15 protein-coding genes and 2 tRNA genes are annotated in these 19,723 nt (G+C 48.4%); 5 read left to right on the top strand and 12 right to left on the bottom strand.

All coding sequences use genetic code 11. The annotated features are described in order from the left end of the window. The first annotated feature begins 18 nt into the window (after window positions 1–18). Genes A1OO_RS06500 through A1OO_RS06485 form a run of 4 tightly spaced genes read left to right on the top strand, consistent with a single transcriptional unit; the run spans window position 19 to window position 4,246 of the window. Window positions 19–1,128 carry an ATP-NAD kinase family protein gene (locus A1OO_RS06500; RefSeq protein ID WP_083248037.1) on the top strand — a complete coding sequence of 370 codons (1,110 nt, stop codon included), beginning with the start codon at window positions 19–21 and terminating at the stop codon, window positions 1,126–1,128. After that, entirely contained in the window at window positions 1,121–2,161 is a 1,041-nt protein-coding gene (locus A1OO_RS06495) for a thiamine pyrophosphate-dependent dehydrogenase E1 component subunit alpha (RefSeq protein WP_017004504.1), read from the top strand. The genes A1OO_RS06500 and A1OO_RS06495 overlap by 8 nt, the downstream gene beginning before the upstream one ends. Next, window positions 2,124–3,137: an alpha-ketoacid dehydrogenase subunit beta gene (locus tag A1OO_RS06490; protein WP_016960650.1), complete on the top strand. Its 1,014-nt coding sequence runs from the start codon at window positions 2,124–2,126 to the stop codon at window positions 3,135–3,137. The genes A1OO_RS06495 and A1OO_RS06490 overlap by 38 nt, the downstream gene beginning before the upstream one ends. Next, a complete protein-coding gene (locus A1OO_RS06485; RefSeq protein ID WP_016960649.1) occupies window positions 3,134–4,246 on the top strand; it encodes an acetoin dehydrogenase dihydrolipoyllysine-residue acetyltransferase subunit in 1,113 nt (370 codons plus the stop codon). Before A1OO_RS06490 ends, A1OO_RS06485 begins: the two co-directional genes overlap by 4 nt. A 99-nt stretch (window positions 4,247–4,345) precedes the next feature. On the opposite strand, the gene nudC is transcribed toward A1OO_RS06485, so the two are convergent. Then, on the bottom strand, window positions 4,346–5,104 hold the full coding sequence (nudC, locus tag A1OO_RS06480; RefSeq protein WP_016960648.1) for an NAD(+) diphosphatase: 759 nt from the start codon (window positions 5,102–5,104) through the stop codon (window positions 4,346–4,348). 142 nt (window positions 5,105–5,246) lie between these two features. Here nudC and A1OO_RS06475 point away from each other — a divergent pair, with 142 nt between their 5' ends. Continuing rightward, a complete protein-coding gene (locus tag A1OO_RS06475) occupies window positions 5,247–5,726 on the top strand; it encodes an Rsd/AlgQ family anti-sigma factor (RefSeq protein ID WP_016960647.1) in 480 nt (159 codons plus the stop codon). Window positions 5,727–6,033: 307 nt separating this feature from the next. On the opposite strand, the gene rpoC is transcribed toward A1OO_RS06475, so the two are convergent. The 11 genes from rpoC to A1OO_RS06420 all read right to left on the bottom strand — a co-directional run bounded on the left by rpoC (window position 6,034) and on the right by A1OO_RS06420 (window position 19,603). Then, the gene (gene rpoC / locus A1OO_RS06470) at window positions 6,034–10,245 is read right to left on the bottom strand and encodes a DNA-directed RNA polymerase subunit beta' (protein ID WP_017004502.1); all 4,212 of its coding nucleotides are present in this window, start codon (window positions 10,243–10,245) and stop codon (window positions 6,034–6,036) included. 87 nt (window positions 10,246–10,332) lie between these two features. Then, window positions 10,333–14,358 carry a DNA-directed RNA polymerase subunit beta gene (rpoB, locus tag A1OO_RS06465; protein WP_016960645.1) on the bottom strand — a complete coding sequence of 1,342 codons (4,026 nt, stop codon included), beginning with the start codon at window positions 14,356–14,358 and terminating at the stop codon, window positions 10,333–10,335. Window positions 14,359–14,590: 232 nt separating this feature from the next. Beyond that, window positions 14,591–14,956, bottom strand: coding sequence for a 50S ribosomal protein L7/L12 (gene rplL, locus A1OO_RS06460; RefSeq protein ID WP_016960644.1), 366 nt, complete (start codon window positions 14,954–14,956; stop codon window positions 14,591–14,593). A 59-nt stretch (window positions 14,957–15,015) separates the two neighbouring features. Then, a complete protein-coding gene (gene rplJ / locus A1OO_RS06455; RefSeq protein WP_016960643.1) occupies window positions 15,016–15,504 on the bottom strand; it encodes a 50S ribosomal protein L10 in 489 nt (162 codons plus the stop codon). 234 nt (window positions 15,505–15,738) lie between these two features. Continuing rightward, window positions 15,739–16,443 carry a 50S ribosomal protein L1 gene (rplA, locus tag A1OO_RS06450; RefSeq protein WP_016960642.1) on the bottom strand — a complete coding sequence of 235 codons (705 nt, stop codon included), beginning with the start codon at window positions 16,441–16,443 and terminating at the stop codon, window positions 15,739–15,741. 4 nt (window positions 16,444–16,447) lie between these two features. Beyond that, window positions 16,448–16,876: a 50S ribosomal protein L11 gene (gene rplK, locus A1OO_RS06445; protein WP_016960641.1), complete on the bottom strand. Its 429-nt coding sequence runs from the start codon at window positions 16,874–16,876 to the stop codon at window positions 16,448–16,450. Window positions 16,877–17,001: 125 nt separating this feature from the next. Beyond that, the gene (gene nusG, locus A1OO_RS06440) at window positions 17,002–17,547 is read right to left on the bottom strand and encodes a transcription termination/antitermination protein NusG (RefSeq protein ID WP_016960640.1); all 546 of its coding nucleotides are present in this window, start codon (window positions 17,545–17,547) and stop codon (window positions 17,002–17,004) included. A 10-nt stretch (window positions 17,548–17,557) separates the two neighbouring features. Continuing rightward, complete coding sequence (secE, locus tag A1OO_RS06435; RefSeq protein ID WP_016960639.1) at window positions 17,558–17,929, bottom strand: preprotein translocase subunit SecE; 372 nt, start codon at window positions 17,927–17,929, stop codon at window positions 17,558–17,560. A 220-nt stretch (window positions 17,930–18,149) separates the two neighbouring features. Beyond that, window positions 18,150–19,334, bottom strand: a complete 1,185-nt coding sequence (gene tuf / locus A1OO_RS06430; RefSeq protein WP_016960638.1) for an elongation factor Tu — start codon at window positions 19,332–19,334, stop codon at window positions 18,150–18,152. A gap of 108 nt (window positions 19,335–19,442) precedes the next feature. After that, window positions 19,443–19,518: transfer RNA gene (locus A1OO_RS06425), tRNA-Thr, on the bottom strand. Window positions 19,519–19,528: 10 nt separating this feature from the next. Next, window positions 19,529–19,603, bottom strand: a tRNA-Gly gene (locus A1OO_RS06420). Window positions 19,604–19,723 lie beyond the last annotated feature (120 nt).

Genomic DNA, 19,723 nt, shown 5'->3' with positions numbered 1-19,723 from the left:
TCCCGTATGGCATGTTTCTTGGATTATGCATTTCATCATTCTTTGCATGACGAGAGTCTTGTGGCCAACCCAATGACTGTGGGCATCATTGCTAACCCCGTTTCCGCTCGCGACATTCGCCGAATCATCGCGCATGCGGCCAACCTACAAATTACTGACCGTGCCAATATGGTGCTACGGATATTGGCGGGGCTTCATCACGCTGGCATCGATAACGTTGTCATGATGCCGGAGCGGGCGGGGTTAGGCGTACATATTCAACGCGGCTTAAAACAAGCCCAATACGCTGACCACACCCGTTTTCCAACGCTTAGCTGGCTTGATATGCCCATCACAGGAACCGCGCAAGACACGGTCTGTGCTGCGCATTTAATGCGACAACAAGATGTATCAGCCATTGTGGTGCTGGGCGGAGACGGTACACACCGTTTAGTCGTCCGTGAGTGCGGGAATATCCCGATCGCTGGCGTATCCAGCGGCACTAACAATGCATTTCCTCCCCTGCAAGAACCGACTATCACAGGGTTAGCAACAGGCCTTGCGATCAGCGGAAAAATCCCGGCGTCACTTGCTTTTCGTGGTAACAAATTGCTTGAAGTACGCGTGAACGAACGTCGAGATATCGCATTGGTTGATGTCGCAGTGGTACGCGAGCAATTTACTGGTGCACTCGCCGTTTGGCGGGCTGAGAGCCTGCGAGAATTGTTCGTCACATTCGGGCGGACAGATGGCATTGGTTTGTCCTCTATCGCTGGCCTGCTCAATCCGGTGTCCCGCGATCAACCTATCGGTTTACACGTTCGCTTTGCACACAACACGCCTGCTGCTTTTTCGCTGTCTGCTCCATTGGCACCGGGGTTAATGGCAAAGCTACCCATCCAATCGGTCGACACATTGTCGCCAAACGCCACGCTTTCACTATCCACAACATCGGGTTCTCTCGCATTGGATGGCGAACGAGAGCTGCCTTTTAGCGCATCCGATTCCGTGAGTATCACCTTACATCTAGATGCCTTTCACACCATTGATGTCGAGCAATGCATGGCTTTTGCTGCACGACATGGCCTTTTTATTCAACGTGACGGGCACAAGCCCGTATCAACCTCACAAGGAGAACACCATGAGTGACAATCCCTTCCCACTATCGCGTAAGCAACTGCTTGAAGCGTACAAAATGATGAAAACCATCCGCGATTTTGAAGAACGCTTACATGTGGACTTTGCTCGCGGAGATATCCCCGGCTTTGTGCACTTGTATGCGGGAGAAGAAGCCACCGCAGTCGGCATTATGATGCATCTCAATAACAACGACCGTATCGCCTCAACACACCGAGGTCACGGACACTGCATCGCCAAAGGTGTGGATGTTCACGCCATGATGGCGGAGATCTACGGCAAGCAAACGGGAGCTTGCTGTGGCAAAGGTGGCTCAATGCACATTGCTGATTTATCCAAAGGCATGATGGGCGCCAATGGCATTTTAGGGGCAGGCTCTCCATTAGTTTGTGGCGCGGCCTTAGCTGCCAAACAGCTGGGCCATACCGGTGTGGGAATTAGCTTCACGGGAGATGGAGCCTCCAACCAAGGAACCTTTTTAGAAAGCTTAAACCTTGCCGCTGTTTGGGAGCTGCCCGTTATTTTCGTCGTGGAAAACAATGGCTATGCCGAGTCCACAGCCGCGGAATGGGCGGTTTCCTGCGATTCCTATGTCGACCGTGCGACAGGGTTTGGCTTACCCGGCATGACGGTGGATGGCACGGACTTTTTTGCGGTTTATGAAGCTGCAGGTGAAGTGATCAGACGAGCACGACAAGGTGGTGGACCGTCACTTTTGGAGTGCAAAATGGTGCGATTTTTCGGTCACTTCGAAGGCGATGCACAGACTTATCGCGCAGACGGCGAAGTGGAAGATATCCGCGGCAACAAAGATTGCTTGAAAATTCTTCGCCATCGCGTGGAAGAAAGTGGGCTTATCGCCACCCGCGAATTCGACCAAATCGATCAAGAAGTCAAAGCGCTCATTGAAGATGCGGTACAAGCAGCCATTGCCGCACCCTCACCTGCCCCGTCAGCCCTGCTGAATGATGTTTACGTCAGCTACCAATTCAAGGAAGGACAATATTATGGCCAGACAATTATCGATGAAAGATGCCATCAATGAAGCCATTGATCAGGAAATGAGCCGAGATCCCACCGTCTTTATGATGGGTGAAGACATCGTTGGTGGAACCGGCGCTCCCGGAGAAGATGATGCGTGGGGCGGCGTATTGGGTGTTACGAAAGGGCTGTATGCCAAACACCCTAACCAACTTATTGACACCCCTTTATCTGAAAGCGCCTACGTGGGGGCCGCCATTGGTGCGGCAACCTGTGGTTTACGCCCCATCGCAGAACTGATGTTTATTGATTTTATGGGTGTGTGTTTCGACCAGATATTTAATCAGGCAGCGAAATTTCGCTATATGTTTGGTGGTAAAGCCGAAACCCCAGTGGTTATCCGTGCTATGTGCGGTGCCGGGTTTCGTGCTGCCGGACAACACAGTCAAATGCTGACACCGTTGTTTACCCACATTCCAGGATTGAAAGTCGTTTGCCCATCCAATGCCTATGACACGAAGGGCTTACTCATCCAAGCTATTCGAGACAACGATCCCGTTATCTTCCTTGAACACAAAAACCTGTATGCCACCGAGTGCGACGTACCAGAGACGAGTTATGCCATACCTTTTGGTGAAGCCAATGTCATTCGCGAAGGCGGTGATGTCACCTTAGTGACATACGGACAAATGGTGAATCGGGCGCTCAGTGCTGCCGAACAGTTAGCCACGTCAGGCATTCAATGTGAAGTCATAGACTTGCGTACGCTGTCCCCATTAGATCTTGATACCGTATTGGAAAGTGTCGAAAACACGGGGAGATTGGTTTGCATTGATGAAGCCCACCCACGCTGCTCCATCGCTGCCGATATTTCGGCGCAAGTCGCTCAGGCTGCATTTTCACACCTTAAAGCGCCTATTCGCATGGTCACCGCTCCGCACACGCCTGTCCCTTTTTCACCTAGCTTGGAGGACGCGTTCATTCCATCAGTAGACGCGATTGTCGACGCAGTGAATACCATCGCTGGAGGACAATCATGAGTTCAAAGATAGTTGCGCTCGTCATGCCCAAATGGGGGCTTTCAATGAAGGAAGGCACACTCACGGAATGGCATGTCAACGAAGGCGATACCATCGAGGTTGGACAAATCATCATGGATGTCGAAACGGATAAAATCGCGAGTGAAGTAGAAGCGCCAGATCCGGGCTTGTTTCGACGCAAAGTGGCACAAGAAGGCGATGTATATTCGGTACAAGCCCTGTTAGGGGTACTTGCACCCGAAGAGGTATCGGAGTCTGAAATCGATGACTACGTTGCGACGTTTGTTCAACCAGATACCAACGATGAAGACGCGCAAGAGCAAGCATCAGCCTATGCCTTTACTGACACCGCGATAGGCAAAATTCGTTACACCTACCTAAATCAAGATGCAGAAGGCACGCCCTTCATGTTAATCCACGGTTTTGGTGGTGATCTCGATAACTGGCTATTCAATATCGATGCACTCAGCAACGTCGCGCCCGTGATAGCGCTCGATTTGCCTGCTCATGGTCAATCCGTGATACCGAATTTCGCATTAACCTTAGCCGATCTCACGCAAACGGTTGTGGACTTGCTTGATCGGCTTAATGTACCTAAAACACATTTGGTCGGACATTCAATGGGGGGCTTCATCTGTAGTGAGATAGCAAGACAGCACCCAGAAAAAGTGCAGTCACTGACCATGATTGCGAGCGCGGGACTTGGGAAAACGATCAATGGCGATTACATACAAGGCTTTATTGATGCTAACAATCGTCGTGAGCTCAAGCCTGTGCTCCAATTGCTATTTGCTGACAGTCGTTTGGTGACACGCAGCTTGGTTGACGATGTACTCAAATATAAACGCTTAGATGGCGTTAATACGGCATTGGCTTACCTTGCTAACGAGTTATTCCCCTCTCACATCCAACAGCACGCTGCTTCTCTATCCCTGCCATTACCAACACTGGTGATATGGGGGGACAAAGATGCGGTGATCCCTGCATCGGATGCCAATACTTTGCCGGATGCTGAGTGTCATGTTCTTGAGAATGCTGGACACATGGTGCAAATGGAGAAAGCCAATGAGGTTAATACGATAATTTTGGCGCACAGCGCCAATCAATAAGCGCCTGTTAATCAGCGAGCGCCGATCAAATAAGGGATGCTTAGCATCCCTTATTGTCAGCAATGCCATCCAGCTGACATCGAAAGCTTCATCTATTGATTAACGAAGAGCTCTTACTTCTTCAATCAGCCGACGTGCGATTGTCCCTTCCGGTGCCACCAGCGGTAGTGCATCTACGTCAAACCAACTCGCGTCCGTCAGTTCTTCATAATCTGGATTAATATCGCCTGTCGCATAGTCAGCCACAAAGCCCATCATTAAATTCGAAGGGAACGCCCAAGGTTGGCTATCAAAGTAGCGAATGTTCGCCACCTCTATGCCGGTTTCCTCTTTGACTTCGCGTGCCACACATTGCTCTAGCGTTTCACCGGCTTCAACAAACCCCGCTATCACTGTGTACATGCCGTTTTTATGGCGAGGATGTTGTGCTAGCAAAATTTCACCGCCACGCCTAACAGCAACAATCACACAGGGTGATATACGCGGATAATGTACCGTATGGCACTGATCACAGACCATGGCAGGGTGCGCAGCATCAAAGTGATTAACGCCTCCGCATTTGCAGCAAAATCCCTGAGAATGACACATATAGTCGAGCTGTATCGCTCGCCCCGCCATATTAAACAAAGCTGGACTCAGATGCAGTTGGCAACGAAGGCTGTCGAACTCATCAGAAGAAAAAGCGTGACTATCCACCGTAAAGTGGACTTCTCTTCCGTCAAACGTACCGATGACATAGCTAGATACTGCCATTTTCTCAAGCTTGGATATGGTGATTAACGGCAAGCTGTGATCAGGTAACCATAACTTTCCGTCGTTTGCACAACACAGATACACAAGATCATTTTGGTCAGACATAACGCAGTTTAGATCCTTGCTAACAGTGAAAATTTGAGGCACTCTAAATTTAATTACCTGATGTTAGTCAATTGACGGCCTGAATGATATGGCTCTAATCCTATAAAAGCGCTCAGGTGCGCTGATCATGAGGAACGTGGTCATGCTTAGTAAACTCGAAAAAGCACAGCAACAGTGGGGTGGTTACAGCGATGTGATCGACTACTGGTTAACACTAAGACAAGAACTACTTGTGGAATATTCTAAGGTCGCCGGGCTGTCAGGCGTTAACAAGAATTGTCTTCCTACAGAAGAGGCGTTAAACCACTTCTGTGAAGCGCTGGTAGATTATATATCTGCTGGTCACTTCAAAATTTATGACATGGTGATGAGTCGTTGGCAGTCAACGGGTTTCTCCACGAATACTGAGATCGACACGCTTTATGCGCGCATCGTTGAAACCACAGAGCCACTGTTAACCTTTAACGACAAATACAGCGCGTTTGTGTTGGATGAAGATAACTTCTCCCGCTTTGATAGCGATATTTCACGTGTTGGTGAAATCATGGAATTGCGCTTTGAACAGGAAGATATGCTAATCCAGTTAATTGCGGATAGCCTGTCTATTCCGCCCGGTGCTTAGCGTTATTTTATAGCGACATTTTACTTCGGCTGTTGGTGTTTGCCACCAGCCGGCGTTTTTTCATCGCATCTCAATAGAGCCCCCTTGAGCAATCTCTCGCATTCTTCTATTCTCATTTTTTCTACAAAGCACTCTCCTCACGTTCCTCTAACGCAATCCCACTAGAAATGATTAACACTCTGTCATGAGAATATACAGCACAGCTGTAAATGGCTTATATACGCCAGTTATGCAAACGCTCGATGAGATCACTAGAAACAAAAAAGGCACCCCGAAGGGTGCCTTTTCAATTCAAGTCAGCAAAAGCTTAGTCGTCGTTTAGACCGGCATTCAGCAGAGCTGCAAGATCCTGTGATGCTTGTTCAGCATCCATTTGCGGTGCAACAGGTGCATCTACTACTTGACGACGTGCTTGACGCGTCTTGTGGTAAGCAAAACCAGTACCCGCTGGGATCAGGCGACCAACGATAACGTTCTCTTTCAGACCACGTAGCTCATCACGCTTACCAGATACCGCTGCTTCTGTAAGAACGCGAGTGGTTTCCTGGAACGAAGCTGCAGAGATAAACGACTCGGTAGCCAACGACGCTTTGGTAATACCAAGTAGATCACGCGTGAATCCAACCATTTGTTTGCCTTCAGCTTCAAGCTGACGGTTTGCAATGGTCACACGGGAGAATTCTACTTGCTCACCTTCTAGGAACTCAGAGTCACCAGATTTCGTGATAGTTACCTTGCGCAGCATCTGACGAACGATCGTCTCAATGTGCTTATCGTTAATCTTAACGCCTTGCAGACGGTAAACGTCTTGCACTTCGTTAGTGATGAACTCAGTTACCGCACGTACACCACGAAGACGCAGGATATCGTGTGGTGCTTCTGGGCCATCAGCGATTACATCACCAATTTCGACTTTTTCACCTTCAAATACGTTCAACTGACGCCATTTCGGAATCATTTCTTCGTACGGGCTACCATCGGTCGGGGTGATAATCAGACGACGCTTACCTTTGGTTTCTTTACCGAAGGATACCGCACCTGTGATTTCAGCCAGAATCGCAGGCTCTTTCGGCTTACGGGCTTCAAACAGGTCAGCTACGCGTGGCAGACCACCGGTGATATCTTTCGTACCGCTCGCAGCTTGCGGGATACGTGACAAGATTTCACCAATACCAACGGTTGCTCCATCTTCTAACTGGACAATTGCTTTACCAGGCAAGAAGTATTGAGCAGGCATGTCGGTACCTGGGATCATGATATCGTTGCCAGCAGCATCGCAAAGTCTGACGGTAGGACGCATGTCTTTACCAGCAGATGTGCGCTCAGCAGCATCCAAGATCACCATTGAAGATAGACCTGTCAGCTCGTCAGTTTGACGTTGAACTGTCACGCCATCAATCATATCAAGGAACTGGATACGACCTTCCACTTCCGTGATGATCGGCATTGTGTGCGGATCCCAATTTGCTACGATTTCACCCGTAGTAACTGCGTCACCATCTGCTTTCGTCAAGATAGTACCGTAAGAAAGCTTGTAGCTTTCTTTCGTACGTCCAAACTCATCAACGATAGTCAATTCAGAAGCACGAGAGGTAATAACCAGCTTGCCAGAGTTGTTAATAACAAACTTGGCATTGTGAAGGTGCAACGAACCGTTGTTCTTCACTTGGATACTATTCTCTGCAGCCGCACGAGATGCCGCACCACCGATGTGGAACGTACGCATTGTAAGCTGTGTACCAGGCTCACCGATTGACTGAGCAGCGATAACACCGACTGCTTCACCATGGTTCACAATGTGACCACGAGCCAAATCACGACCGTAACAGTTTGCACAGCAACCGAAGTCAGTTTGACAACTAACAACCGAACGCACTTTGATTTGGTCTACAGAGTTCTGCTCCAAAATGTCACACCATTTCTCATCGAGAAGGGTGTTACGTGGTGCAAGAACTTCTTCTGTACCAGGTTTAAGTACGTCTTCAGCAACAACACGACCCAGAACACGCTCACGCAATGCTTCTTTAACGTCGCCGCCTTCGATAACTGCCATCATGTGAATACCTTCGCTGGTACCACAGTCAGTTTCAGTGATGACTACGTCTTGTGCAACATCAACCAAACGGCGAGTCAGATAACCTGAGTTCGCAGTTTTAAGTGCTGTATCCGCCAGACCCTTACGAGCACCGTGAGTAGAGATGAAGTACTGAAGTACGTTCAGACCTTCACGGAAGTTCGCGGTGATTGGCGTTTCAATGATAGAGCCATCTGGTTTCGCCATCAGACCACGCATACCCGCCAACTGACGGATCTGAGCAGCCGAACCACGAGCACCTGAATCGGCCATCATGTATACGCTGTTGAACGACTTCTGATCTTCTTCTTCGCCATCACGGTTGATAACGGTATCAAAAGACAAGTTATCCATCATCGCTTTAGCAACTTGTTCGTTCGCTGCAGCCCAGATATCGATAACTTTGTTGTAACGTTCGCCTGCGGTTACCAGACCAGACTGGAACTGCTCCTGAATTTCAGCAACTTCAGCTTCTGCTGCTTCGATCAGGTCGTATTTCGCCTGTGGGATAACCATGTCATCGATACCAACAGATACACCAGAGAGTGCCGCATATGCGAAACCGGTGTACATGATTTGGTCAGCGAAAATAACAGTGTCTTTCAGACCCAGCTTACGGTAACAAGTGTTCAGCAAGTTAGAGATCTGCTTTTTACCTAGCGCTTGGTTAACGATGTCGTATGGCATGCCTTCAGGCACGATTTGCCACAACATTGCACGACCAACGGTGGTGTCACGCAGTTCTACTGACTCGGTGCGGTTACCCATCTCGTCAAACAGCACTTCTTTCAAGCGTACTTTTACGCGAGCGTGCAGTTCTGCGTTGCCAGTACGGTATGCTTTTTCAGCTTCCGCAGGGCCAGACAGGTAAAGGCCTTCGCCTTTTGCGTTAATTCTGTCGCGGGTCATGTAATACAGACCCAATACAACGTCCTGAGAAGGTACGATGATTGGATCACCGGACGCAGGAGACAGGATGTTGTTGGTCGACATCATCAGAGCACGTGCTTCAAGTTGCGCTTCCAAAGTCAACGGTACGTGTACCGCCATTTGGTCACCATCGAAATCGGCGTTATATGCCGCACAAACGAGTGGGTGCAACTGGATCGCTTTACCTTCGATCAACACAGGTTCAAACGCTTGGATACCCAAACGGTGAAGTGTTGGTGCACGGTTCAACAGTACTGGGTGTTCACGGATGACTTCATCCAAGATATCCCAAACGACTGCTTCTTCGCGCTCAACCATTTTCTTAGCCGCTTTGATGGTAGTCGCAAGACCACGTGCTTCAAGCTTGCCGTAGATGAATGGTTTGAACAGCTCTAGTGCCATCTTCTTAGGAAGACCACACTGGTGCAGACGAAGGTATGGACCTACGGTGATAACCGAACGGCCAGAGTAGTCTACACGTTTACCAAGCAAGTTCTGACGGAAACGACCTTGCTTACCTTTGATCATATCAGCCAAAGATTTCAGTGGACGCTTGTTCGAACCAGTAATGGCACGACCGCGACGACCGTTATCTAGCAGAGCATCAACTGACTCTTGCAGCATACGCTTTTCGTTACGTACGATGATGTCAGGAGCAGCCAGATCAAGTAGGCGTTTCAGACGGTTGTTACGGTTGATCACACGACGGTAGAGATCATTCAGATCTGAAGTCGCGAAACGACCGCCATCCAGTGGTACCAGAGGACGTAGATCCGGTGGCAGAACTGGAAGTACAGTCAGGATCATCCACTCAGGGTTGTTTCCAGACTGCAGGAATGCTTCAACAAGCTTAAGGCGCTTGGTGATTTTCTTACGCTTAGTTTCAGAGTTGGTTTCTTCCAGCTCTTCGCGCATCAGTTCAGTTTCAGCTTGCAGGTCCATGTTCGCCAGCAATGCTTTCACCGCTTCGGCACCCATACGAGCGTCGAATTCATCACCCCATTGCTCCAGCGCGTCAAGATACTGTTCTTCAGACAGCATTTGGCTACGCTCAAGATCGGTCATGCCTGGTTCGATCACAACGTATGATTCGAAGTACAGAACACGCTCGATGTCACGCAATGGCATGTCCATCAGCAAACCGATACGAGACGGTAGTGATTTCAGGAACCAGATGTGGGCAACAGGAGAAGCCAACTCAATGTGACCCATACGCTCACGGCGTACTTTGGTCTGAGTAACTTCAACACCACATTTTTCACAGATCACACCACGGTGCTTAAGGCGTTTGTATTTACCGCAAAGACATTCGTAGTCTTTTACCGGGCCAAAGATACGTGCACAGAATAGGCCGTCACGCTCAGGCTTAAAGGTACGGTAGTTAATGGTTTCTGGCTTTTTCACTTCACCGAAAGACCATGAACGAATCATGTCTGGTGAAGCTAGACCGATTTTGATTGCATCAAATTCTTCGGTCTTATGCTGTGCTTTCAGAAACTTAAGTAAGTCTTTCACATTTGGCTCCTGTGAGGAGTTGACCCAGAAAGGCGCTGACAGGCAGCGCCTTCATATTGATACCGGAAATAGCGATTAAGCCTTGGCTTATTCGTCTTCCAGCTCGATGTTGATACCCAACGAGCGGATTTCTTTCAACAATACGTTGAAAGATTCCGGCATACCCGGCTCCATGCGGTGATCGCCGTCGACGATGTTTTTATACATCTTCGTACGACCGTTCACGTCATCCGACTTAACAGTCAGCATTTCTTGGAGGGTATATGCTGCGCCGTATGCTTCAAGCGCCCACACTTCCATCTCACCGAAACGCTGGCCACCGAACTGAGCTTTACCACCCAGCGGCTGCTGAGTAACTAGGCTGTAAGAACCGGTAGAACGGGCGTGCATCTTGTCATCAACCAAGTGGTTCAGTTTCAGCATGTACATGTAACCAACAGTTACAGGACGCTCAAACTTCTCACCAGTACGGCCGTCAAATAGGTTCAGCTGGCCAGATTCTGGCAGATCACCCAGTTTCAACAGTTCTTTGATTGAAGACTCAGGCGCACCATCGAACACTGGAGTCGCGATCGGTAGACCGGCACGCAGGTTCTGGATCAGTGTACGCACTTCATCATCAGACAGAGCGCTGATATCGACTTGCTGACGTGTTTCACCCAGGCTGTAAACCTTCTGCAGGAACTCGCGGAATTTCGCCAGTTCTTGCTGCTCTTTGAGCATCTTGTTGATCTTGTTACCGATACCTTTCGCCGCTAGGCCAAGGTGGGTTTCAAGGATCTGACCGATGTTCATACGAGACGGTACACCCAGTGGGTTCAATACGATGTCTACTGGTTCACCATCTTCATCGTACGGCATGTCTTCAACAGGGTTGATCTTAGAGATAACACCCTTGTTACCGTGGCGACCCGCCATCTTGTCACCAGGTTGAATGCGACGTTTAACAGCCAGGTATACCTTAACAATTTTAAGGACGCCCGGTGCCAGATCGTCACCCTGAGTGATCTTGCGACGTTTGGTGTCAAACTTCTTATCGAAGTCAGATTTCAGTTCGTCGTACTGCTCAGCCAATTGCTCAAGCTGAGTTTGCAGCGCTTCGTCGTCAATAGTCTGAGTCAGCATGCTCTGGCGATCCATGTTCGCCAGTTTTTCTTGGCTGTAGCCTGCTTGCGCAAGTACGCCACGAACACGTGCTACCAGACCACCTTCCAGAATAGAGAACTCTTCTGTCAGATCTTTCTTGGCTTCTTTTAGCTGCATTTCTTCGATTTCAAGCGCACGCTTGTCTTTCTCAACGCCATCACGGGTAAACACTTGTACGTCAATGATCGTACCAGACACACCGTTTGGAACGCGCAGAGAAGAGTCTTTAACGTCAGACGCTTTCTCACCGAAGATCGCACGTAGCAGTTTTTCTTCTGGTGTCAGCTGCGTTTCGCCTTTAGGCGTCACTTTACCTACCAGAATATCGCCACCTTTCACTTCCGCACCGATGTATACAACACCAGATTCGTCAAGTTTAGACAGCGCAGCTTCACCCACGTTAGGGATATCAGCAGTGATTTCTTCGCTACCCAGTTTAGTATCGCGAGCCACACAAGAAAGCTCTTGGATGTGGATAGTAGTCAGGCGGTCTTCCTGCACTACACGCTCAGAAACAAGGATGGAATCCTCGAAGTTGTAACCGTTCCAAGGCATGAACGCGATACGCATGTTCTGGCCAAGAGCAAGTTCACCCAGATCCGTCGAAGGACCATCAGCCAACACGTCACCACGTGCAACTGGCTCACCAGGCATCACGGTAGGACGCTGGTTGATACAGGTGTTCTGGTTAGAACGGGTGTACTTCGTCAGGTTATAGATGTCGATACCAGCTTCACCTGAAACCAGCTCTTCTTCATTAACCTTGATAACGATACGCGATGCGTCAACCGACTGAACCATACCGCCACGTTTAGCAACGGCAGTTACACCGGAGTCAACCGCTACTGCACGCTCAATACCAGTACCTACTAGCGGCTTATCAGCACGCAAAGTTGGAACTGCCTGACGTTGCATGTTCGCACCCATAAGTGCACGGTTAGCATCATCGTGCTCTAGGAATGGGATCAGAGATGCAGCAACCGATACAATCTGGTTGGTCGCGACGTCCATGTACTGGACATGGTCACGAGGGTGCAAACCTGAATCACCTTTCTGGCGAGCAGTGATCAATTCTTCACCGAATGAACCATCATCGTTTAGCACGGCGTTTGCCTGTGCAATAACAAATTGGCCTTCTTCGATAGCAGAAAGATAATCAATTTGGTCCGTCACTTTACCGTCAACAACTTTACGGTAAGGCGTTTCCAGGAAGCCGTACGGGTTAGTACGTGCATACGCTGAAAGCGAGTTGATCAGACCGATGTTTGGACCTTCAGGCGTTTCGATAGGACATAGGCGACCGTAGTGGGTTGCGTGTACATCTCGAACTTCAAAGCCTGCGCGCTCACGCGTCAGACCGCCTGGACCCAATGCAGAGATACGACGCTTGTGCGTCACTTCTGACAACGGGTTATTCTGGTCCATAAACTGTGACAGCTGAGAAGAACCGAAGAACTCTTTAACTGCCGCAGAGATAGGCTTAGCGTTGATCAGATCTTGAGGCATGATTGCATCAAGGTCACCAAGGCTTAGGCGCTCTTTAACCGCACGTTCAACACGTACCAGACCTACACGGAACTGGTTCTCTGCCATTTCACCAACAGAACGAATGCGACGGTTGCCCAGGTGGTCAATATCGTCCACCTCACCGATACCATTACGGATATCGATCAGCTTGCGCATCACTTGGATGATGTCATCGTGGCTCAGTACGCCAGAACCGGTCATTTCTTCACGGTTTAGAGAACTGTTGAACTTCATACGGCCTACCGCAGACAGATCGTAACGATCTTCTGAGAAGAACAGGCTATTGAACAACTGCTCTGCTGCTTCACGCGTTGGTGGCTCACCAGGACGCATCATGCGGTAGATTTCAACCAATGCGCTCAGGCGATCAGACGTGCTGTCGATACGCAGGGTATCTGACATGTACGGACCGTTATCCAAGTCATTGGTGAACAAAGTTTCGATCTTCTTGTAACCAGCTTGAGAAAGAAGCGCTAGGGTTTCTAGGCTCAGTTCTTGGTTAGCAGGTGCAATGATCTCGCCAGTTTCCTCGTTAACGTAATCGCGTGCAGAAACTTTGCCCACAATGTACTCAACAGGAACTTCAATTTTTTCTACGCCATCTTTTTCAAGCTGACGAATGTGGCGCGCGGTAATACGGCGGCCTTGTTCAATGTATACCTTGCCGTTAGCTTCGATATCAAAGCTTGCGGTCTCGCCACGCAGACGATCCGGTACAAGTTCCATCACCAGAGACTTGCCTTGGACTTCGAAAACAATTTTATCGAAGAACAAATCAAGAATTTGCTCGGTGGTGTATTCCAATGCACGCAGAATGATCGATGCAGGTAGCTTACGACGACGGTCGATACGAACGTAGACGGCATCCTTAGGATCAAACTCAAAGTCCAACCACGAACCGCGGTATGGAATGATACGTGCGTTGTACAGCACTTTACCTGAGGAATGGGTTTTACCCTTATCGCTGTCGAAGAAGACGCCCGGGCTACGATGCAGCTGGGATACGATAACCCTCTCAGTACCGTTAATTACAAAGGTACCATTGTCCGTCATGAGTGGAATTTCACCCATGTAGACTTCTTGCTCTTTAATGTCTTTTACGGTGCCAGCAGGTGCATCTCTGTCAAACATCACCAGGCGTAATTTAACGCGCAGTGGTGCAGAGTAAGTTACGCCGCGGATCTGACATTCTTTAACATCGAATACTGGCTCTCCAAGGCGATAGCTAACGTATTGCAGTTCGGAATTGCCATTGTAACTCTGAATCGGAAAGACAGAGCGAAAAGCCGCTTCAAGACCGTATTGACCTTCTGGATCCTGCTCGATAAATTTTTCGAAAGAATCTAGCTGGATAGACAGCAAGTATGGCACGTCCAGAACTTGAGGACGCTTACCAAAATCCTTACGGATACGCTTTTTCTCGGTATAAGAGTAAACCATAGGGTTCCTCAGCTCGCTGATAAGTGACCCAAACTGTCCAGACTGAGGGACAGTAACTAAACAACCAACCGTTTACTGTAGGAGCATCAGAGGGTTAATCTGATACTTTTTTTGCATGGAAAGTAGTGACTAAACGGGGTGCAAAATTCACTACTGCCCTACAGCGCAAAAAGGCCGGTGGCTATTTAGCCACCAGCCATTAGCCATTTCAGGCTAAGAAGCTAAGCAATAATTACTTAACTTCAACAGAAGCACCAGCTTCTTCTAGCTGTGCTTTAAGAGCGTCAGCTTCTTCTTTAGAAACTGCTTCTTTCAACGGAGCTGGAGCACCGTCAACAACAGCTTTAGCTTCTTTCAGACCTAGGCCAGTTGCGCCACGTACTGCTTTGATAACAGCAACTTTGTTAGGACCACAAGAAGTCAGGATTACGTCGAATTCAGTTTGCTCTTCTGCTGCTTCTGCAACAGCGCCGCCTGCAACTACTGCAGCAGCAGCAGTAACACCGAATTTCTCTTCCATAGCTTCAATAAGCTCAACAACTTGCATTACAGACATTTCTGCAACTGCGTCTAGGATTTGCTCGTTAGTGATAGACATAACAATTCTCTTTAAAGTCAACAATTAGTTTAAATAGCAATCGGTAAAAAGCAATGCAATTATGCAGCTTCTTTCTGATCGCGAACGGCCGCGATAGTGCGAACCAGCTTGCCAGCAGACGCTTCTTTCATGCACATCATCAGACGCGCAATAGCTTCGTCGTATGTTGGCAGCGTTGCTAGAACGTCAGCATCAGTGATAGAGCCTTCGAATGCAGCAGCTTTGATCTCGAATTTCTTGTTCTCTTTAGCGAAGTCTTTGAAAAGACGCGCCGCAGCACCTGGGTGCTCATTAGAGAACGCAATCAGTGTTGGACCAACAAACGTGTCTTGCAGACACGCATAGTCAGTACCTTCAACTGCACGACGAGCCAAGGTATTACGAACAACTCTCATGTAAACGCCAGCTTCACGAGCTTGTTTACGTAGAGAAGTCATTGCGCCTACCGCTACACCGCGAGAATCAGCTACAACTGCAGAAAGGGCACCACTGGCAGCTTCGTTGACTTCAGCAACAATTGCTTTTTTGTCTTGAAGATTTAATGCCATTTGGATTTGCTCCTGGATTATATATACACCACTCGCTACTTCGCAGTAGGAGAGTAATTACGGCGCAGATCCAAGAAAGAATATATCTATCATGTTCTGGCACCGTCTACGTAGGTAAGCATTAAGTCTTAGTGAAAACACCAGACGCCTACGGTCTTGGACGAAGCCCAGCAAGCCGGACTCAGCCATAAATTTGAAGCGAAGGATTATACAGCAACCCTTCGCTTCAAGCAATTAGTTTGCGCTTGCTTCCAGAGTGTTCTGGTCAACCGCAACACCTGCACCCATAGTGGTAGAGATGCTTACTTTCTTAACGAAAGTACCTTTCGCTGAAGAAGGCTTCGCTTTCTTCAGAGCTACCAACAATGCTTCAAGGTTACCCTTAAGTTTGTCAGTATCGAAATCAACCTTACCAATAGTGGTGTGGATGATACCGTTCTTGTCGTTACGGTAACGAACCTGACCTGCTTTAGCGTTCTTAACCGCTTGAGCAACGTTAGGGGTTACAGTACCAACTTTCGGGTTTGGCATCAGACCGCGTGGGCCCAAGATAGTACCAAGTTGACCAACAACGCGCATTGCATCAGGTGATGCGATAACTACGTCGAAGTTCATCTCGCCTTTCTTGATTTGGTCAGCCAGATCTTCCATACCAATGATGTCAGCGCCAGCTTCTTTTGCAGCTTCAGCGTTAGCACCTTGGGTGAATACCGCTACGCGGATATCACGACCAGTACCGTGTGGCAACACAGTTGCGCCACGAACGTTTTGGTCTGATTTACGTGCATCGATGCCCAGGTTTACTGCAACATCAACACTTTCTACGAATTTAGCAGTAGCAAGTTCTTTCAAAAGAGCAACAGCTTCGTTGATGTCATACTCACGAGTAACATCAACTTTGTCGCGGATAACGCGCATGCGTTTAGTCAATTTAGCCATTGTCTTAACCCTCTACTACCAGACCCATTGAACGAGCAGTACCAGCAATTGAGCGTTTCATCGCTTCAATGTCTGCACCAGTCATGTCTTTCGCTTTAGTTTCAGCGATTTCCTGAACCTGAGCGTCAGTAATAGTACCAACTTTCTCAGTGTTAGGACGGCCTGAACCAGACTTGATGCCAGCTGCTTTCTTAAGAAGAACTGCAGCAGGTGGCGTCTTCATTTCGAAAGTGAAAGAACGGTCGCTGTATACAGAGATAACAACTGGAGTAGGAAGACCTTTCTCCATAGATTCTGTACGTGCGTTAAACGCTTTACAGAATTCCATGATGTTAACGCCGTGTTGACCAAGAGCTGGACCAACTGGTGGACTTGGGTTAGCCATACCCGCTGCAACTTGCAGCTTGATGTAAGCTTCTACTTTTTTAGCCATTACTAAATACCTAAATTTGGGTTCAAACGTCTGTTTTTTTGCAAACAGACTCCCCGTTTAACAAAAGGGCGCGAAATTGTATTCAAATTTCGCGCCCCTAGCAATACTTTCCGAGCAAAAAACGATCAGCTTTTTTCGACTTGACTGAATTCTAGCTCTACAGGTGTTGCACGGCCGAAGATAGAAACAGAAACCTTCACACGACTCTTCTCGTAATCGACTTCTTCTACGACGCCATTGAAGTCCGCAAACGGGCCTTCAGTAACACGTACAACTTCACCTGCTTCGTACACCGTCTTGTGCACAGGTGATTCGCCAGCTTTCTCAAGACGATTCAAGATAGCGTCAGCTTCTTTATCTGTGATAGACGCAGGACGATCCGGCGTACCACCAATAAAGCCCATTACACGTGGCACGCTACGCACCAAGTGCCATGACTCATCATTCATAATCATCTGAACGAGAACATAACCTGGGAAAAACTTTCGTTCACTCTTGCGACGCTGTCCTGCGCGCATTTCAACAACTTCCTCGGTAGGTACAAGTATCTCACCGAAGAAATCTTCCATTTCGTGAATCTTGATATATTCATTCAATGACTTAGATACACGGCCTTCAAAACCGGAAAAAGCCTGAACAACATACCAACGTTTTTTAGGAGCTTCGCTCATGTAGTTAACCTCACACGCCAGTGAATAGGCGGACCAGACGGACCATTATACCGTCGATGCCCCACAGGATGAGCGCCATGACGACAGTGACAGCCAGAACGATGAGAGTGGTCTGTAACGTTTCTTGGCGAGTTGGCCAGACAACTTTACGCACTTCCATACGCGATTCACGTGCAAAGGTGATCGCCGTTTTGCCTTTACCTGTTAGAGCAGCAACACCACCGGCGGCTGCAACAAGTACAACTACAGCTGCAGCTCGTAGCACGACAGACATATCGCCGTACACGCTATTCCCCACTACCGCAGTCGCCAATAAGGCAAAAACCACAACCCATTTTAGGGCATCCATTGACCCGGTTGGGGCTTCAGCATTCGCTTTCATACATTCTACCTGTAACTAGTCTATTTCATCGACGACAACAACCTCGCGTTAGCGAGGTGAAAAGAATAAAGGAAACCTAAACGTACTTACTTCGTCGCTTATTTTCTTATCCTAAAACGTATATCACTGCGACCAATCGGCGAAAAAAAGTTCAATCCAAAGATTTGGTGCAGAAAAAGGGCATCAAATGATGCCCTTTTTGCTAGTGTGTCGTCAAATCTTATTCGATGATTTTAGCAACAACACCTGCACCAACTGTACGACCACCTTCGCGGATTGCGAAGCGTAGACCTTCGTCCATCGCGATTGGCGAGATCAGAGTTACAGTCATTGCAATGTTATCACCTGGCATTACCATCTCTACGCCTTCTGGCAATTCGATAGTACCGGTCACGTCAGTTGTACGGAAGTAGAACTGTGGACGGTAGCCTTTGAAGAACGGAGTATGACGGCCGCCTTCATCTTTCGACAGAACATAAATTTCTGATGTGAAAGTGGTGTGTGGAGTGATTGAACCAGGCTTAGCCAGTACTTGACCACGTTGAACTTCGTCACGCTTAGTACCACGTAGAAGAACACCAACGTTCTCACCAGCACGGCCTTCGTCAAGAAGTTTACGGAACATCTCAACACCAGTACAAGTCGTGGTGATGGTGTCTACGATACCAACAATAGCAACTTCATCGCCTACGCGAACGATACCTTGCTCAACACGACCCGTTACAACAGTACCACGGCCTTGAATTGAGAAAACATCTTCGATTGGTAGGATGAATGGCTTGTCGATAGCACGCTCTGGCTCTGGGATGTAAGAATCCAGTGCTTCAGCTAGTTCAACAATTTTCGCTTCCCACTGCTCTTCGCCGTTCAATGCACCTAGTGCTGAACCTTGAATTACTGGGCAATCGTCGCCTGGGAAGTCGTACTCAGAAAGAAGTTCACGAACTTCCATCTCAACCAACTCAAGCAGCTCTTCGTCATCAACCATGTCACACTTGTTCATGAAAACAAGGATGTATGGAATACCAACTTGGCGACCTAGTAGGATGTGCTCACGAGTCTGTGGCATAGGGCCATCAGTCGCAGCAACAACCAGGATACCACCGTCCATTTGCGCAGCACCGGTGATCATGTTTTTAACATAATCGGCGTGTCCTGGGCAGTCTACGTGTGCGTAGTGACGAGCAGGTGTATCGTATTCTACGTGTGAGGTAGAGATAGTGATACCGCGCTCGCGCTCTTCTGGAGCGTTATCGATAGATGCGAAGTCACGTGCAGAACCGCCGTATACTTTTGACAGTACAGTACAGATTGCTGCAGTTAGAGTGGTTTTACCGTGGTCAACGTGGCCGATAGTACCAACGTTAACGTGCGGTTTCGTACGTTCAAATTTTTCTTTAGACATGACAGTCCCTCTAAGCACGGTATTTTGGTGGCTTAACGACCACGCATACAACAAATGGATTTATGTTGAGTATAAATCAAATGGCTTGAGTAACTTGTAAGAGAAAGATGGTGCTGATACCCAGATTCGAACTGGGGACCTCACCCTTACCAAGGGTGCACTCTACCAACTGAGCTATATCAGCACTTTAGAATTGGAGCGGGCAGCGGGAATCGAACCCGCATCATCAGCTTGGAAGGCTGAGGTAATAGCCATTATACGATGCCCGCTTTCAGTTTCTCGTAGAGCTATTCAAACTATTTGAAATATGGTGGTGGGAGAAGGATTCGAACCTTCGAAGGCTGAGCCGTCAGATTTACAGTCTGATCCCTTTGGCCACTCGGGAATCC

Origin of the sequence: Enterovibrio norvegicus FF-33 (genome assembly GCF_000286835.2) — a bacterium.
In the GTDB taxonomy this organism is placed as follows: Bacteria; Pseudomonadota; Gammaproteobacteria; order Enterobacterales; family Vibrionaceae; genus Enterovibrio; species Enterovibrio norvegicus_A.
This window is presented reverse-complemented; position numbering and strand designations above follow the sequence as displayed.

Excerpts from the sequence above, each read along its gene's own strand:
- A1OO_RS06485 (WP_016960649.1), top strand. The coding sequence starts at position 3,134 with ATGAGTTCAAAGATAGTTGCGCTCGTCATGCCCAAATGGGGGCTTTCA.
- secE (WP_016960639.1), bottom strand. The coding sequence starts at position 17,929 with ATGAAAGCGAATGCTGAAGCCCCAACCGGGTCAATGGATGCCCTAAAA.
- nusG (WP_016960640.1), bottom strand. The coding sequence starts at position 17,547 with ATGAGCGAAGCTCCTAAAAAACGTTGGTATGTTGTTCAGGCTTTTTCC.
- rplA (WP_016960642.1), bottom strand. The coding sequence starts at position 16,443 with ATGGCTAAATTGACTAAACGCATGCGCGTTATCCGCGACAAAGTTGAT.
- A1OO_RS06475 (WP_016960647.1), top strand. The coding sequence starts at position 5,247 with ATGCTTAGTAAACTCGAAAAAGCACAGCAACAGTGGGGTGGTTACAGC.
- rplL (WP_016960644.1), bottom strand. The coding sequence starts at position 14,956 with ATGTCTATCACTAACGAGCAAATCCTAGACGCAGTTGCAGAAATGTCT.
- A1OO_RS06495 (WP_017004504.1), top strand. The coding sequence starts at position 1,121 with ATGAGTGACAATCCCTTCCCACTATCGCGTAAGCAACTGCTTGAAGCG.
- nudC (WP_016960648.1), bottom strand. The coding sequence starts at position 5,104 with ATGTCTGACCAAAATGATCTTGTGTATCTGTGTTGTGCAAACGACGGA.
- A1OO_RS06490 (WP_016960650.1), top strand. The coding sequence starts at position 2,124 with ATGGCCAGACAATTATCGATGAAAGATGCCATCAATGAAGCCATTGAT.
- tuf (WP_016960638.1), bottom strand. The coding sequence starts at position 19,334 with ATGTCTAAAGAAAAATTTGAACGTACGAAACCGCACGTTAACGTTGGT.
- rpoB (WP_016960645.1), bottom strand. The coding sequence starts at position 14,358 with ATGGTTTACTCTTATACCGAGAAAAAGCGTATCCGTAAGGATTTTGGT.
- rplK (WP_016960641.1), bottom strand. The coding sequence starts at position 16,876 with ATGGCTAAAAAAGTAGAAGCTTACATCAAGCTGCAAGTTGCAGCGGGT.
- rplJ (WP_016960643.1), bottom strand. The coding sequence starts at position 15,504 with ATGGCATTAAATCTTCAAGACAAAAAAGCAATTGTTGCTGAAGTCAAC.